The 14687-nt window shown below is 62.7% G+C and carries 12 protein-coding genes and 1 pseudogene; 4 read left to right on the forward strand and 9 right to left on the reverse strand.

Features of this window, described 5'->3' with window-relative positions:
• Positions 1-28 precede the first annotated feature (28 nt).
• Positions 29-781 carry a cyclase family protein gene (locus tag AC1DDH_RS11775; RefSeq protein WP_476932013.1) on the reverse strand — a complete coding sequence of 251 codons (753 nt, stop codon included), beginning with the start codon at positions 779-781 and terminating at the stop codon, positions 29-31.
• Complete coding sequence (locus AC1DDH_RS11780; RefSeq protein WP_476955483.1) at positions 778-1215, reverse strand: hypothetical protein; 438 nt, start codon at positions 1213-1215, stop codon at positions 778-780. The genes AC1DDH_RS11775 and AC1DDH_RS11780 overlap by 4 nt, the downstream gene beginning before the upstream one ends.
• Positions 1216-1551: 336 nt before the next feature.
• Here AC1DDH_RS11780 and mmuM point away from each other — a divergent pair, with 336 nt between their 5' ends.
• On the forward strand, positions 1552-2556 hold the full coding sequence (gene mmuM / locus AC1DDH_RS11785) for a homocysteine S-methyltransferase (RefSeq protein WP_476955484.1): 1005 nt from the start codon (positions 1552-1554) through the stop codon (positions 2554-2556).
• A gap of 939 nt (positions 2557-3495) precedes the next feature.
• Here the strand turns inward: mmuM and AC1DDH_RS11790 are convergent.
• The 4 genes from AC1DDH_RS11790 to AC1DDH_RS11805 all read right to left on the reverse strand — a co-directional run bounded on the left by AC1DDH_RS11790 (position 3496) and on the right by AC1DDH_RS11805 (position 7647).
• Positions 3496-4455, reverse strand: a complete 960-nt coding sequence (locus AC1DDH_RS11790) for a carbohydrate kinase family protein (RefSeq protein ID WP_476955485.1) — start codon at positions 4453-4455, stop codon at positions 3496-3498.
• Positions 4456-4576: 121 nt separating this feature from the next.
• On the reverse strand, positions 4577-5371 hold the full coding sequence (locus tag AC1DDH_RS11795; RefSeq protein WP_230011630.1) for an ATP-binding cassette domain-containing protein: 795 nt from the start codon (positions 5369-5371) through the stop codon (positions 4577-4579).
• Positions 5368-6414 carry an ABC transporter permease gene (locus AC1DDH_RS11800; RefSeq protein WP_476850804.1) on the reverse strand — a complete coding sequence of 349 codons (1047 nt, stop codon included), beginning with the start codon at positions 6412-6414 and terminating at the stop codon, positions 5368-5370. Before AC1DDH_RS11800 ends, AC1DDH_RS11795 begins: the two co-directional genes overlap by 4 nt.
• 114 nt (positions 6415-6528) lie before the next feature.
• Positions 6529-7647: a substrate-binding domain-containing protein gene (locus AC1DDH_RS11805; protein WP_223917292.1), complete on the reverse strand. Its 1119-nt coding sequence runs from the start codon at positions 7645-7647 to the stop codon at positions 6529-6531.
• Positions 7648-7811: 164 nt separating this feature from the next.
• On the opposite strand from AC1DDH_RS11805, the gene AC1DDH_RS11810 reads away from it, so the two are divergent.
• The 3 genes from AC1DDH_RS11810 to AC1DDH_RS11820 all read left to right on the forward strand — a co-directional run bounded on the left by AC1DDH_RS11810 (position 7812) and on the right by AC1DDH_RS11820 (position 12069).
• A complete protein-coding gene (locus AC1DDH_RS11810; RefSeq protein ID WP_476850951.1) occupies positions 7812-8810 on the forward strand; it encodes a LacI family DNA-binding transcriptional regulator in 999 nt (332 codons plus the stop codon).
• A gap of 54 nt (positions 8811-8864) precedes the next feature.
• Positions 8865-9158 (forward strand): putative quinol monooxygenase, encoded by a 294-nt coding sequence (locus AC1DDH_RS11815; RefSeq protein ID WP_028275207.1) that lies wholly within the window; start codon positions 8865-8867, stop codon positions 9156-9158.
• Between the two features lie 286 nt (positions 9159-9444).
• Entirely contained in the window at positions 9445-12069 is a 2625-nt protein-coding gene (locus AC1DDH_RS11820; protein WP_476860507.1) for a GH32 C-terminal domain-containing protein, read from the forward strand.
• Between the two features lie 461 nt (positions 12070-12530).
• Here AC1DDH_RS11820 and AC1DDH_RS11825 read toward each other — a convergent pair whose 3' ends face one another.
• The 3 genes and pseudogenes from AC1DDH_RS11825 to aspA all read right to left on the reverse strand — a co-directional run.
• Positions 12531-12824, reverse strand: coding sequence for a winged helix-turn-helix domain-containing protein (locus tag AC1DDH_RS11825; RefSeq protein WP_374208328.1), 294 nt, complete (start codon positions 12822-12824; stop codon positions 12531-12533).
• A 69-nt stretch (positions 12825-12893) separates the two neighbouring features.
• The gene (locus tag AC1DDH_RS11830) at positions 12894-14195 is read right to left on the reverse strand and encodes a dicarboxylate/amino acid:cation symporter (RefSeq protein ID WP_476858237.1); all 1302 of its coding nucleotides are present in this window, start codon (positions 14193-14195) and stop codon (positions 12894-12896) included.
• Between the two features lie 150 nt (positions 14196-14345).
• Positions 14346-14687, reverse strand: a pseudogene (aspA, locus tag AC1DDH_RS11835) (aspartate ammonia-lyase); the annotation flags it as partial.

Genomic DNA, 14687 nt, shown 5'->3' on the forward strand with positions numbered 1-14687 from the left:
CCGATTCTAGTCACTGCACGAACGTGTCTTAGTGGATGGCGAAGACACGGGCTGGAAAGCCGCTGCCTTGCAGTGGCTTAGGCCAGCTTGCAATGAGGATCGCGCCGGCTTCTGGAAGTCCGTCCAGGTTCGCCATCAGCTCGATCTGCCACCGGTTCCGCGCCAGGACATAGGTCTCCAAGGTGAAATCCTGGCGGGACGTAGCCCGCCCCGGGTCTGTGTCCGTCTGCTCATGGCCGACGGCCGTTACCGACCGCTCCTCGATCAGGAAGGAGAGGACTTCCTGCGACCAGCCAGGTGTGTGGCTGACACCCTCATCGTCCCTGTTTGCCATGGCGTCGGCGTCGGGCCAACGATGGCTCCACCCTGTCCGCAACGCCACAAAGGACCCCGGCGCGATGGCACCATTGCGGCGCTCCCATGCCTGAATGTCCTCCATCGTGGGAGTGGCGTCCGCATTTACGGTGGCCCGGGCGGTGATGTCGAGGATGACCAGTGGGAGGACCATGTCCTCCACCGGAATCTGGTCCAAGGTCCGTCCCCCGCGGATGAAATGCGAGGGAGGGTCAACGTGCGTACCCCATTGGCCGATGATCGAATACCGGTGGGCGGTGAAACCGTCGCCTTTCTCCAGGTCGAAGACCGCCTCCCTGATTTCGTCGGGGAAGGCCGGGAAATGCGGCTGGCCGGGGTGGAAGGCGTGCGTCAGGTCGGTGAATGACCTGCCCGCCAGCAACGCCTGCAGACCGTCCCAAAGTCCAGCTGTGGGGGCTTCAATCATGATGCGGCCTCGCTCTCAAAGAGTGCGGGAAGGGCTGTGCTGGAGACGCTGACCGGGCCGGTCAGTTCGATGACCGGTACCTCCCAGGGATGGATATCCACGATGTGCTGCAGGAAGCGTTCCACGGCGGCGTCAGGGAGCGCCGCATCGAAATACGTCGTGAAGACAAAGGTAGGCGAAATTGTCCGCTGCCCCACCTGCCCCAACGTAGGGTTGGCGCCTTCAGTGCAGGTGAAACCCTCGAAACCCAGGCCGGATTCAAATACATGCCTGTAGTTGCCAAAATCCCCTAAGTCGGTGGATTCCGACGAAGCCTGGAGCAGGGCCGCGATGCCGGCTTCATCTTTGAACGCTTCTGCGTCCCCCGTGGCGAGCCGCGAGAAGGTTTCCGAAGCTATAGGCCAATGCACGCGCAGCTTGCGGACTGATTTCATTGCAATTTTCAAGGGAAGCCTCTTCCTGGGCAGTTCGCAAAAGGTGTCAGAATGCCATATTGGCAGAGAGTGATGTTCATTACAAGCATGAATATATGCTTATTACGCACAATTTTGAGAGGTGTTCGCGTTCACTCGGCACATCCGCCAGACTTTGGGCGTGACTGAGCAACGGAACACCGGTTGCTGCAAGCGGCTGCTGACCGTCACCTGCAAGCCCCGGGCTGCACTGCTCTTTTTGGCACTCCACGTTGTGCTACTTTGCATTGCCGGGCCACGAGGCGCCGCAACTGCCCCGCAGGAAAGAACAAACCGAAATGCTTGGAGCCCTGAACGATGCCCAGTACCATCCTTTCCCGCATGCTCGACGCCGGAGCGAACCTGACCGTGGACGGTGCGCTCGCCACCGAGCTTGAAGCGCACGGCTGCGATCTGGAAGACCCTTTGTGGTCGGCTAAAGTCCTTCTGGAGCAACCGGAACTGGTCAAGCGCGTACACCACGATTACTTCCGCGCCGGAGCCACTGTCGCCATCACGGCTAGCTATCAAGCCACACCCCTGGGATTCGCGCGCCGCGGCATCGGCGAGCAAGCGGCCTTGGAACGGGTGGCATTGAGTGTGCGCCTGGCCGACGAGGCACGCCGCGAGTATCTGGCGGAAAACCCGGATGCGGGCCCCCTGCTTGTTGCAGGATCGGTCGGGCCCTACGGCGCGTACCTTGCCGATGGATCGGAATACCGGGGCGACTATGTCCTCAGCCGAAACGAGTTTTTGGAGTTCCACCGGCCCCGAATCGCAGCGCTGGTGGAGGCCGGAGCGGACTTTCTTGCCTGTGAGACGCTGCCTTCATTGCCGGAGGCCGGGGCCCTGTTGGCACTCATAAAAGAGTTCGACGTCGAAGCCTGGCTCTCCTTCACGCTACGGGATGGCGGCCACATCAGCGACGGTACGCCGCTGGCTCAGGCGGCAAGGCTCTTGACGGCAGAGCCGCTCGTGGCGGCTATCGGCGTGAACTGCGTGCCGCTGGAGCTGGTCTCCCCATCGCTGGAGGCCCTGGGCAGAGCCACTGATACGCCCCTGATCGCATATCCGAATTCGGGCGAAAGCTATGACGCAGTCACCAAAACGTGGGGGCCGGCCGCGGCGAGCCCGTCGGGCCCCGATAGTAAACAGCCCGCAAGCCTTGCGGAGGGAACGCCAATCTGGCGTGAACTTGGTGCCCGGCTCGTTGGCGGGTGCTGTCGAACGACCCCCCAGGATATTGCCGCCGTGACGGCGCTGTCAGAAAGTTACAAACCTGGATATCGACCGGTTGGTGCTGCTGGCGCAAGGAACTTCTGACGCGTCACGAACTTGGCCTCTACGCAGTTAACCTGAGTGGCGATGTCCCCTGTTGAGTAACGATGTAACGGGATCTGTGCAGCAGCACCGATGCTTCTCCACACGGAGCACCGAAACCGCCATCCCAACTGTGTATTAACCCGCCATTCTCAGCCCACAGTCACAGATTCACACCTAGGGAAGTTCTCGCGGCGGGGGAGCGGACGGAACGTGTCGCGCTTCAGGACCGGCTTGCGGACACGTCTGACGGGCAGTTGCGCAGCGCCCGAGGCGCGCAAAGAAGGGCCGCGCCCCTGCGGTCTGGGATGTGGCTGGCGGCCGGAACGCTCTGAAACGGCGAATTTGCGGTGTGTGTACATTGTCCACACTTCCGCCTTCGGATCGAGTCGTATGTGGGTCGGATCGGGCCGGACCTCGCATGTTCCCGGGGGAGTCCAGTGTTTGTGTGGGACCGGGGCCTTCTTCCGTGGCCGTGCTGGTCCGTTGATCAGTCATACCCATCCATTCCTGGATTCGCGGTTTTCGACATGACTGCCAGAGCGTGCTCTACCACCACCCCGGCTCGTCTCTATTTCTCTGGCGTGTCTTCAGACAGTGGCATCGAGGGCGATGAGCGGCCGGGCGTGAGTGGTCGGAGGCGAGGGCGCCGGTCGCCGTCGTCGGAGATATCCGGCGTCGGACGTCGTGTGCTTTTTGATTCGTTCCGGTGCCGACGGGGTGTCTGCCTAGGGCCTCGGGGGAGCTGACCTGGTCGGACTGCCATTCACGAAGTATCCGTTTTTGCGTTTCGTTTGAGCTGCCTAAGCGGAACAGTTTGGCCGGCGGGGCATAAGCGAATCCGGAATCCCGGCGTCAGTAGAGGATTTTCCGGTCTGGGAGGCGGGCGAGGGTGGCGCTGAAGGAGCGGTATCCGGGACAACCGTCATTTGATTAGGTGGTTCAGGAACCCCCGTATTGGGCACCGGAATGGGCTTCGATTGCGATGTTGAGTTCTTCCAGGGTCGGGGGGTTTGCTCCCGGGCGCTGCACGGTGATGGCCGCGGCTGCAGCTGCGGTGTGTCCAAGCTGCTCCAAGACAGCTGGGGCGAAACCTTCGGTTCCTCGGGTGAGAAAACCCAGGATCAGGGCGGACATGTAGGAGTCCCCGGCGCCGATGGTGTCGGCAACTTTGGACTTCACGGCGGGAATGCTGATGTTAGCGGCGGGGGTGGTGAATTGTGAGCCGTCGGCGCCTTTGGTGATGACGGTAAGTCCGGCGCCCAGACCGAGGATGTGTGCTGCGGTTTCGTCCAGGCTTTTTTGGGGGTACAGCCAGTAGGCATCTTCGTCGCTGAGTTTGACGACGTCGGTTAGGGGCACGAGCTCTTCGAAGGTGGCCAAAGCTTCCCTGTGGCTGCCGAGCAGGGCTGGACGGATATTCGGGTCATAGGTGATCATGCAGTGTGTGCGGGCTTGTTCGAGCAGGGATTTCACGGCGCGGGCACCGGGATTAAGGAAAGTGGCGATGGATCCGGTGTGCAGGATTTTTGGGAAGTAGGCGGGGGCTGTCGGGGCAAGGTCCCAGGAGATGTCGAAGTCGTACTTAGCGGAGCCGTCGGGTCCAAGGGTTGCTGTGGCCGATGCCGTTTTGGTGAGGGATTTTGATCCGGGCAGAAGTATGACGCCTGCACTGCTGAGGTGGTTTTCGATGGAAATCCCACGCGCGTCCGGGGCGATGGCCGTGAGCAGACCTGTGGTGACGGCGAGGCGGCCAAGTCCGTAAGCCACGTTGGCCGGTGAGCCGCCGGGGTGCTCCACCGTGTCGTGCGACGTGGTGACCACGTCGATCAGCGCTTCGCCTATGACCATGACGTCGAGCGTCTGGTGAGCGTCGTTCCGGGCTGTTGTGAGGTAATCCATGGTCTGTCTCTCGTGGGATGGTGATGATGGGAACTCCCGGTATGGATCCGTCCGCGGACCTGGGGGAGGTCCGCGGACGGAGAAGGGAGCTCCGGTAGAGCGGGAGGGTACTAGCCGGCCATCAGGCGGTGGCTGCGCCGGTCATGATCGCCACTGCGTCGGTCATTGTGTGTGATTGCGGAGTGATGGTGGCAGCGCACTTGCCCAGGCGCTGGATGTGGATCCTATCCGCTACGTCAAAGACGTGGGGCATGTTGTGGCTGATCAAGATGACCGGCAGGCCGCGGTCGCGAAGGTCCCTGACCAGCTGGAGCACCTGGTTCGATTCCCGGACGCCAAGTGCCGCCGTCGGTTCATCCAGCACAACGACCTTTGAACCGAACGCTGCGGCGCGGGCCACGGCGACAGCCTGGCGCTGGCCGCCCGAGAGGTTCTCCACCGGCACTGTCACGTCCTGCAGGGTGGAGATGCCCAACCGGGTCAGCTCTTCCTTGGCCTTCCGGCGCATACCTTTGGTGTCAAGCATCCGGAACACGCTCCCGAGGAGTCCCGCACGCCTTTCCTCCCGACCCAGGAACAAGTTCGAGGCGACGTCGAGGGCCGGTGAGACAGCGAGGTTCTGGTACACGGTTTCGATGCCGTGGACCCTGGCGTCCTGCGGCCGCTTGAAGTGCACGGGCTGTCCTGACATGAAGAGCTCGCCGGAGTCTGGGACTTCTGCTCCGGTGAGGCATTTGATCAGGGTTGACTTGCCTGCGCCGTTGTCGCCGATGATCGCGAGGACTTCGCCCGGGTAGAGGTCGAGACTGACCCCGTCCAGTCCCACGACACGGCCGAAAGTCTTGACGAGGTTCCGGGCCTGCAGGATGGGCTCGCGCGTGGCTACGTGGGGGGCTTCAAATTCTGTCGTGGTCATGACTTGACCTTTCGGATCCACTGATCGACGGACACAGCAACAATGATCAGGACGCCCACGGCGAGCGTCTGGTAAAGCACGTCCAGCCCGGCGAGCGAGAGGCCGTTGCGGAAGACACCCACGATCAGCGCTCCAAGCAGTGAACCCCAGATGGAGCCGCGGCCGCCGAAGAGGCTGGTTCCGCCGATCACGACGGCGGTTATGGAGTCCAGGTTCAGGTCTACGCCGGCGTTGGGGCTGGCGGCGTTGGTGCGCCCGATCTGGATCCAGGCGCCGGCGGCCAGGACGGCGCCGGCGGCGAGGTAGACGCTCATGAGAACCCGGTTTACGGGGATGCCAGCCAGGCGGGCGGCTTCCTTGTCATCGCCCACGGCGTAGACATGCCGGCCCCAGGCCGTCTTGCCCAGGATGAAGGCGACCGCGACATAGAGCAGGAGCATCATGACGACGCCGGTGGAGATCCGCACGGGGCCGAGCGGGAAGGTGGTGCCGGTCCAGGTCAGCAGGGGAGGCATGGCCGAGCCGCGAACGGTCGCTCCGTTGGAGTAGAGCAGTGTCAGGGCGATGAAGATGTTCAGCGTGCCGAGGGTGACGATGAACGGCGGGAGCCGGAACCTGGTGACCAGGAATCCGTTGAGTGCTCCGGCGGCAAGTCCTACGACCAGGCCTGCGAGCAGGGCAACAGGTGCGGGCAGTCCGTTGTTGACGGCGAGCTGGGCCATGACCATGGAGGAGAGGATCATGACGGCGCCGACGGAGAGGTCGATGCCAGCGGTGAGGATGATGAGGGTCTGGGCGATGGCCAGGGTGCCGACGACGGAGACCTGCTGGGTAATCAGCGAGAGGTTTTCAACCCGCAGGAACCTGTCATTGAGGAGGCCGAACACCACCACCGCGATGAGAAGTACGAGGGCGGGACTGAGGGCGGGGTAGCGGTGGAGGGTATTGCGTATCCGGCTGAGCGGTGTCTGGCGGTCAAGGAATTCCTCCGCCAGGTCGGCATGCCCGGCGCTGGGCGGGCCGGCGGTCTGTTGCTGGGTCACGATTGGTCCTGATCTTCCGTGATGGTTGCTAGGGGAGGCCCTAGCTCGGGAGATGCGGGGCGGGGAGGCCGATAGCGGGCGCCGGGTCCCCGCCCCGCAGTGAAGCTGGGTGGGTTACTTTCCCCAGCAGATGTCGGAGGCTTGGGTGGTGGTGATGCTCTTGACGCCGTCGGCAGGCTTGTCTGTGACGAGCTCGACGCCGGTGTTGTAGAAGTCCAGCCCCGGTGAGTTGGCCGGCTTCTGGCCGGTCTTGGCGAGGTCAACGATGGCCTTGACGCCCAGTTCGGCCATCTTGACCGGGTACTGCTGGGCCGTGGCGCCGATGACGCCGGACTTGACGTTGTTCACGCCGGTGCAACCGCCGTCCACCGAGACGACCAGCACGTCCTTTTCCTTGCCGGCGGCCTTCAGTGCCTCGAAGGCACCCGCTGCCGCAGGTTCGTTGATGGTGTAGACGACGTTGATGTTCGGGTTCTTGGCCAGGAGGGTTTCCATGGCGGTGCGTCCGCCGTCTTCGGCGCCCTGGGAGGCCTGGCTACCGACGATCTCGTAGTCGCCGCCCTTGCCGCCGGTGTACTTGCCGGTCTTGGCTTCGTCGCCGTTCTTCTTTTTATCCGCGGTGTCGATACCGAGGCCGGTCAGGAAGCCCTGGTCCCGGTTGTAGTCAACCGAGACGACCTTGTCATCAAAGAGATCGACGAGGGCAATCGTCGCTTTTTTCCCGTCCAGCTGAGCTGCGGTCCATTTGCCGATCAGCTCCCCGGCGGCGAAGTTGTCAGTGGCGAACGTGATGTCGGCTGCGTCGGCGGGATCCGGCGGGGTGTCCAGAGCGATGACGAAGAGCCCGGCGTCCTTGGCCTTCTTCAGGGCGTCCACTACGGAGGGGCCGTTGGGGGTGATCAGGATGCCCTTGTCACCCTTGGAGATCGCGTTCTCAATGGCCTGGATCTGGGTGTCCTCGTCGCCGTCAGCCTTGCCCGCAGCGAGCTTAAGGTCCACGCCGCCGGCCTCGGCCGCCTTCTTCGCCCCGTCCTCCATGGCGACGAAGAACGGGTTGGTCGTCGTCTTCACGATCAGGGAGACACCGACCTTGTCCCCTGACGAGCTACCGGTTGATGAGGTGGACGGGGAACTGCCACCACAGGCAGAAAGACTGAGCGCTCCCAGAGTCAGCACTGCTCCTGCAGCGAACAGGCGGGTGGCCGTTGAACGGGGTGCTTTGGAACTCAACATTGAATCTCCTGGTGTTTGAGGCCCTCACTGGCCTCGACAACGATGTCATGTACGATGTAATCAGCATCACACCGGAGAGTCAATAGATGCAATGAGAAGGAGCGATTTTTTTGACAACGATGTCCAATCGTGGCCAGCCGGCCCTTTCCGCCAGCCGCCCGACGATGCGCCATGTGGCTGCACTTGCCGGCGTAGGAATTAAGACCGTCTCGCGGGTGATCAATGACGAACCTGGCGTATCGGAAGCCACCCGCGACAAGGTGCTCAGCGCTTCCCGGCAACTTAACTACCAACTGGACATGGCGGCCGGCAGCCTGCGCCGCGCGGGCAGAAGGACGCTCTCGGTCGGGCTGTTGCTGCCGAGTGTTTCCAACCCGTTCAGCGGTGAGATCAACCGGGCAATAGAAGATGCTCTTGGGGCCAGGGGAATCGCGGTCTTTGCGGCGAGCCTGGACGATGACCCCCAGCGGGAGCAGGACATCGTGGCGGCATTTCTTGGGCGGCGTGTCGACGGGCTCATCCTCACGCCCATCGCCAGGAGCCAGGCGTATGTGATCCCGGAGCATTCCCGTGACCTGCCTTTGGTCTTCATCGACCGTGAACCGGTAGGAGTGGAAGCAGACGCCGTCGTGACCGACAACGCCGCAGGCTCCGCGAGGGCAGCCGCTCACCTGATCAGCCGCGGCCACACCAGGCTCGCCTATTTGGGGGACCGCACAGACATCCAGACCGCCCGGGAACGCCGGCGGGGGTTCATTGAGGAGATCGGCCGGCAGGGAATTCCCACCTCCACGATTCCCGTCCGTGAAAACCTGCACGATGAGGAATCGGCCAGATTGGCCACGTTGGAACTTCTCACCGCTGCCGAACCACCGACGGCGATCTTCTCCAGCCAGAACCTCATCACGTTCGGCGCCATGCGCGCTCTCGGAGAGCTCGGGCTGAGCAAACGCGTGGCCTTGATAGGGTTCGATGACTTCACGCTTGCCGACATGATGGATCCCGGCGTGACAGTCATCGCCCAGCACCCCGAGCGGATCGGGAAGCTGGCAGCAGAGCGGCTCCTGGCCAGGATCGATGGCGACCAGCAGCCCCCGCATACCTATGTTGTCCCGTCTGAGCTCATACAACGAGGTTCCGGTGAGCTGCGCCCTCCGGCCTGACAGGGGTGGCCTCCTGAACTATATTTCGAACCCATCGACCTGAAAGGGATCATGATGACCAAGACCCTGTATGCCGAGTTCACCGTCAAGCCCGGCAGCGAAGCCCGCGTTGCTGAAATGATGCTCGAACTGACCCGGCATGTGCGCCGTGAACCGGGCAACGAGCTGTTCCTTCCCTGCACCCGGGAAGAGAACCCCCGGGAGTACTTTGTCTTTGAGGTCTACCGCGATGAAGCCGCGTTCCAGGAACACATCGGCGCCGATTACGGCGCCAGATTCAACGAGGAACTGGCCCGCCATATCGAAGGCGACGCCTCGGAACTGACCTGGCTTCTGCCGCTGGAATAGCCCTCAGCCAAATCCAGCCGATCCACGGTCGGCGGGAGCTGCTGCGTCCAGGACCCGCGGAGACGGCTGAACGGAGCCGCCTGCCGGAAATAACCCTTCCAGCCCTGCCGCTGGGAGGGAATTTTCTGCTGCCCGCCCATCGCTTCGCCCGGCTCAGCCGCGCGGCGGGCGGCCTCATTCCCGCGCCGCCAAAACCGTTGACTTGTCTGACGGACATCACTTAGTGTCCTTCGCACTGACAACGTTGTCTACCGACGACGCGCGCAACGAAGGGCGAATCAAACGAATGAAGAACACGACCACCCGCAGGACGCATGCCGTTTCTGCACTGACGCTCGCGGGACTGACGCTGGCCGCGGCACTGGCAGGTTCCCTGCCGGCGTCGGCCGCGACGGGCCCCGGGGACGAACCCTACCGGCCGGCCATTCACTACACGCCGGCAAAGAACTGGATGAACGACCCCAACGGGCTCGTCTTCTACAAGGGCGTCTACCACATGTACTACCAGCACAACCCCTCCGGTAACACCTGGGGGAACATGTCCTGGGGCCACGCCACATCGAAGGACCTTGTTCACTGGCAGGAGCAGCCGCTGGCGATCTCCACCGATGCAGAGCAGGACATCTTCTCCGGCAGCGTCGTCGTGGACAAGGACAACACGACCGGTTTCGGTACGAAAGAGAACCCACCGCTGATCGCGATCTTCACCAGCGCCTACAAGGACGCCTCGCCCCACCGCGGCCTGCAGGCGCAGTCCCTGGCCTACAGCCTCGATGACGGCCAGACCTGGACCAAGTACTCCGGCAATCCTGTACTGAACCGAAACTCCGCCAACTTCCGTGACCCTAAGGTCTCCTGGTACAACAAACCCGGCGGCGGAGGCTACTGGCTCATGACCGCGGTCGAAGCCCAGGATCACAAGGTCGTCCTCTACAAGTCCGCCAATCTCAAGGACTGGACCGCCCTGAGTGAATTCGGACCAGCCAATGCCACCGGCGGGCAGTGGGAATGCCCCGACCTGTTTCCCCTCGCCGTGGACGGCGACCCGAAGAACGTTAAATGGGTCATGGTCGTCAACATCAACCCCGGAGGCGTGGCCGGCGGCTCCGCTGGCCAGTACTTCGTGGGCAACTTCGACGGCACCACCTTCACCTCCGAAACCACCAAACCCGTGGCCACGCCCCCTCCCGGGAAGGTCCTGGCCGGATTCAACGACGGAACTTACAACGGCTGGACCGTCAACAACGAGCCAGGAAACTGGAAGAACGGCCCATTCGGCAGCACTCCGGCAAACGGAGCCCTTCCCGGCCAGAGCCCCGTGACCGGCTTTGACGGCAGTGGCCTGATCAACTCCTTCAACGACGGCGACTGGCCGCTCGGGTCCATGCAGTCACCTAACTTCACCGTGACCGACGACTACCTGAACTTCCTCGTGGGCGGTGGCAAGCACCCCCGCGTCTCCGACAAGCTGGACAACACCCCGCCCGAAGGGGAGCTCAAGTTTGACGGCTTCGAGGTTCCCGCCGGGACATCGCTGGCCGACACCGGCTGGACCGGGACCGGCGACCTCACCCCCAACTTCCAGCCCTCCACCAGCGGCGGGGACTTCTACCTCGGGGCCAAACGGATCAACACCTTCGAGACCGGCACCGCACCGGGCGATGACCGGCAGGGCACCCTGACATCACCGGAATTCCCCATCACCAAGAATTTCATGAGCATGCTGGTCGGCGGCGGCAACCGCTCCGCGGACTCCGGACAGATCCTGGCCGCCCAGTTGCTCGTCAACGGCAAGGTGGTCCGCTCCCTCGCAGGAGACAATTCCGGAATCCTGAACTGGAAAGGCTGGGATGTCGCCGAGTTCGCGGGACAGAATGCACAGTTGCGTGTAGTTGACCAGGCCACCGGCGGGTGGGGACACCTGACCCTTGACCACGTCATGCTGACTGACGGCCCGGCCGTTCCCCGGTCTGACGAGGAATCGGTAAACCTCGTGGTCAACGGACAAGTGGTCCGCACGGCCACCGGAAACGACAGTGAAAAGCTCGACTGGGCATCATGGAATGTCAAAGAATTCGTTGGCCAACAGGCACATATCAAAGTGGTCGACAATAACCGATTCGGTTGGGGCCACATTCTCGCGGACGACTTCATGCTCTCCTCGAAACCGGCACAGTCGGCCCTGGAGACCTATGACTGGCTGGACTACGGACGCGACTACTACGCCTCCGTGTCCTTCGGCAACATGCCCGATAACAAGCGGGTCATGCTCGGCTGGATGAACAACTGGGACTACGCCAATGACATCCCCACCAGCCCCTGGCGCAGCGCCATGGCACTTCCCCGCGAGGTCAACCTGACCACGACTCCTGACGGCCCTCGCCTCACCCAAAGCGCTGTCAAGCAAGTGGAACAGTTGGGCGGGAAGGTCTCCTATCAGGATAAGAAGGGCGGACCGATTCCCGCCGGGACACACCAGTTGTCGGCTTCAGCATCGGGCCAGGTCCAACGAGTCGACATCGCCTTCGCGCCGGGCTCGGCCAAGAAATCCGGCATCACCGTACTGGGCGATGGAGCCGCATCCACCGTCATCGGCTACGACGCCACGACCGGGAAGCTCTTCGTTGACCGCACTAACTCCGGCAACACCGCGTTCCACCCGGCCTTCGCTTCCATCGAGGACGCCCCCGTCACCCTGGACAAGGACGGCAACATCACCATGCGGATCTACCTCGACCGCTCCTCAGTAGAGGTCTTCGCCCAGAACGGTCTGCGGACCATCACCGACCAGGTATTCCCCAACGCCGGAGCCGACAAGATGGCCCTCTTTGCAGAAGGCGGTACCGCCCAACTCAAATCACTCACCGTGACACCGCTTGAAAGGGCAATGTTCCTGGCTGAAAAGAAGTGACCCCACCCGCCGCCTGACGGGCTCCCCAAGGAGCTGGAACTGAAGGGATTGCGCCCGGTATTGCCACGGGCACAATCCCTTCAGCTCGTCTATACCCCGGCGGCCGAAACATCAAGGGAAAGCCCCAGAGCAGCGCGCTCATTTGGAGGAGTTCACGCACTGCGGGGTTGGTGAGTGCCATGGCGAGCAGGAGCAGTGCCGGGACGGAGCGAAGCTTGGTGTGCTGCTGTCCGGCTTGGCGGTATATAGCGTCAACCAGTTCTTGGTGCTGCGGGTTTCGGGTCGTTGGGAAGGTGCCAGTCTTCGCCGGGGGCGTCCGGGTGTTCGCCCAGGACGTGGCGCCCGCCCAAACTGCGAGGTTGGTTGGGGGCGAGGACATGAGATTCCGGCCGTAAGGACACGGCGGACGACGGCGGGAGGTCCCGCCGTCGTCCGCAAGAGTTGCAGTCAGCGCTGTCCGGCTAGGAGGCGGGCTCCGTCTTTCCAGGGGCGAGACCGTAGAAGGGCGTGAAACGACTCCTGGCACCGGGGGAAATGTTGGAACGGACGATCGAAGCGCTCTCCAGCGCTGCCAGATGATATCTGACTGCGCCGCGCGAGGACGCGATGCCGTCGCTGATGTCAGCTACTTTGCTTGCCCCATGGCTTGCCAGGTAGTCGATGATTTTTGATCTGATCGGAGTGTTTCTCGCTCTTTTCGTCCGCTGAATGCGGTGCACGTCCATCGGGCTCTGGAGGTCAAAGTCAGCGGTCATTGGCCATGGCCTTTCATCCGGTGTGAGGGTAGGTTCGCAGGTTTGAAAATTTGGCCGAGCGGGATCCGGTTAGTGCATCGGAACACGCTCAAACTCCCTGCTATCTTCAGTGACCTGCGCATCCTGGGAGGCTTCCGGGCGTGACGCTTCGAGGAGGGACGTGGACTTGTCGTGGTTCCGGCCGATGACCGCGGTGGCGATGGCATTTCCCAAGATGTTGGTGGCGGTGCGTCCCATGTCCAGGAGTTGGTCGATCACCAGCAGGACACCAATTCCGGCGGCCGGGATGCCGAAGGCAGGGACCACGGCGGCTACGACGACGAGTGACCCGCGTGGAACGCCGGCCATGCCCTTGCTGCTGAGCAGGAGCATTGCGGTCATCGCGATCTGCTGGCCAAGGTCCATGTCGATGCCGTAGGCGTTGATCAGGAAGACCGACGCGAAGGTCATGTACATCATGGAACCGTCCACGTTGAACGAGTAACCCAGGGGCAGCACGAAACCGGTGGTGCGCTTCTCGATGCCGAACTTGGTCAGGCCTTCAATGAGCTTGGGCAGGGCGGCTTCACTGCTGGAGGTGGCGAACGCGATGACCATGGGTTCGCGCACTATCCGTACCAGTCGGAAGGCGGCCCGTCCGAGGAAGGCGACGGCGACGCCGACCATGATGACCCACAGGGCCGAGAGAGACACATAGAACCCGCCGATGAACGACGCGTAGGTGGCAAACGCATCGAGACCTTGGGAGGTGAAGGCCGCTGCGATGCCGGCGAAAACGCCGACGGGTGCCGCCAGCATCACATACCCGGTGACCTTCAGCATGACGCCCATCAGTTCGTCGATGGCATCGGCTATGGAGGAGCGGCCCTTCTTCCGGAGGTTCAGCAGGGCGATGCCGAAGAGGGCGCCGAATACGAGGATCTGAAGGGGGTTGTTTTCGGTCAGTGCGGCGAAGACGCTCGTGGGGATGATGTGGGTGATGAACGCTTGGTAATCGAGGGGCTTCGTTTCCATCCCCGCGTCGCCTCCCGGCATCAGGTGGAGCCCGTCACCGACGTTGAGTACATGGGCCGTGATGAAGCCGAACGCGCCCACCAGGACGGAGGCGGTCAGGAACCAGATCATTGAGCGGCCAAAGAGCTTGCCCACCCCGGCGGATTTGGCTGCTCCTGCGATGCCGGAGACGAGGGTGGCGAAGATCAGAGGGGCAATGATCATTTTGATGAGGTTCAGGAACATGTGCGTCACGGTGTCGAGGACCGCCACGACGGATTCGCGTGTGTCCACCGGCAGCAGCCAGTGGAAGAGCAGACCGCTGAGGATTCCGAACAGGAGCGCTGCCAGGATCCACATCGTTGATTTGTTTTTCATAGTCAGTCCTTGGGTAGAGGCCGGGTTGGTGGCCCGGTGCTGGAACGGTCCTCGTCATCGAGTTCCGTTTTCTCTGTAGTCGGTCGGGATTTTGGGCACGACGGCGTGCCCCTTGCTCCCTGGTCGGGCGGGGTCGTCGGTCTGCGGAGGCTATTGGGTGAGGTTGGCCAGGCGGTGCGGGCTGAGGAGCTCGGTGAGCTGCTCGTCGGTGAGCAGGCCGTGTTCGAGCACTAGTTCCGCGACGCCCTTGCCGGTGGCGAGGGCTTCCTGGGCGATGGCCGTGGCTGTGGCGTAGCCCAGTTGCGGGTTCAGGGCGGTGACGAGGCCGATGGATTGTTCCACTGTGAGGCGAAGGTGTTCGGTGTTGGCGGTGATGCCCCGGACGCAGCGGGCCGTGAGGGTGCGGCACGCGGCTTCGAGGTGGGAGATGCTCTTGTGGAGGCTGTGGACGATGATGGGTTCGAAGGCGTTGAGCTGGAGCTGGCCGGCCTC

Source organism: Arthrobacter sp. 10T425 (assembly GCF_056393985.1).

Excerpts from the sequence above, each read along its gene's own strand:
- AC1DDH_RS11775 (WP_476932013.1), bottom strand. The coding sequence starts at position 781 with ATGATTGAAGCCCCCACAGCTGGACTTTGGGACGGTCTGCAGGCGTTG.
- AC1DDH_RS11780 (WP_476955483.1), bottom strand. The coding sequence starts at position 1,215 with ATGAAATCAGTCCGCAAGCTGCGCGTGCATTGGCCTATAGCTTCGGAA.
- mmuM (WP_476955484.1), top strand. The coding sequence starts at position 1,552 with ATGCCCAGTACCATCCTTTCCCGCATGCTCGACGCCGGAGCGAACCTG.
- AC1DDH_RS11790 (WP_476955485.1), bottom strand. The coding sequence starts at position 4,455 with ATGGATTACCTCACAACAGCCCGGAACGACGCTCACCAGACGCTCGAC.
- AC1DDH_RS11795 (WP_230011630.1), bottom strand. The coding sequence starts at position 5,371 with ATGACCACGACAGAATTTGAAGCCCCCCACGTAGCCACGCGCGAGCCC.
- AC1DDH_RS11805 (WP_223917292.1), bottom strand. The coding sequence starts at position 7,647 with ATGTTGAGTTCCAAAGCACCCCGTTCAACGGCCACCCGCCTGTTCGCT.
- AC1DDH_RS11810 (WP_476850951.1), top strand. The coding sequence starts at position 7,812 with ATGCGCCATGTGGCTGCACTTGCCGGCGTAGGAATTAAGACCGTCTCG.
- AC1DDH_RS11815 (WP_028275207.1), top strand. The coding sequence starts at position 8,865 with ATGACCAAGACCCTGTATGCCGAGTTCACCGTCAAGCCCGGCAGCGAA.
- AC1DDH_RS11820 (WP_476860507.1), top strand. The coding sequence starts at position 9,445 with ATGAAGAACACGACCACCCGCAGGACGCATGCCGTTTCTGCACTGACG.
- AC1DDH_RS11825 (WP_374208328.1), bottom strand. The coding sequence starts at position 12,824 with ATGACCGCTGACTTTGACCTCCAGAGCCCGATGGACGTGCACCGCATT.
- AC1DDH_RS11830 (WP_476858237.1), bottom strand. The coding sequence starts at position 14,195 with ATGAAAAACAAATCAACGATGTGGATCCTGGCAGCGCTCCTGTTCGGA.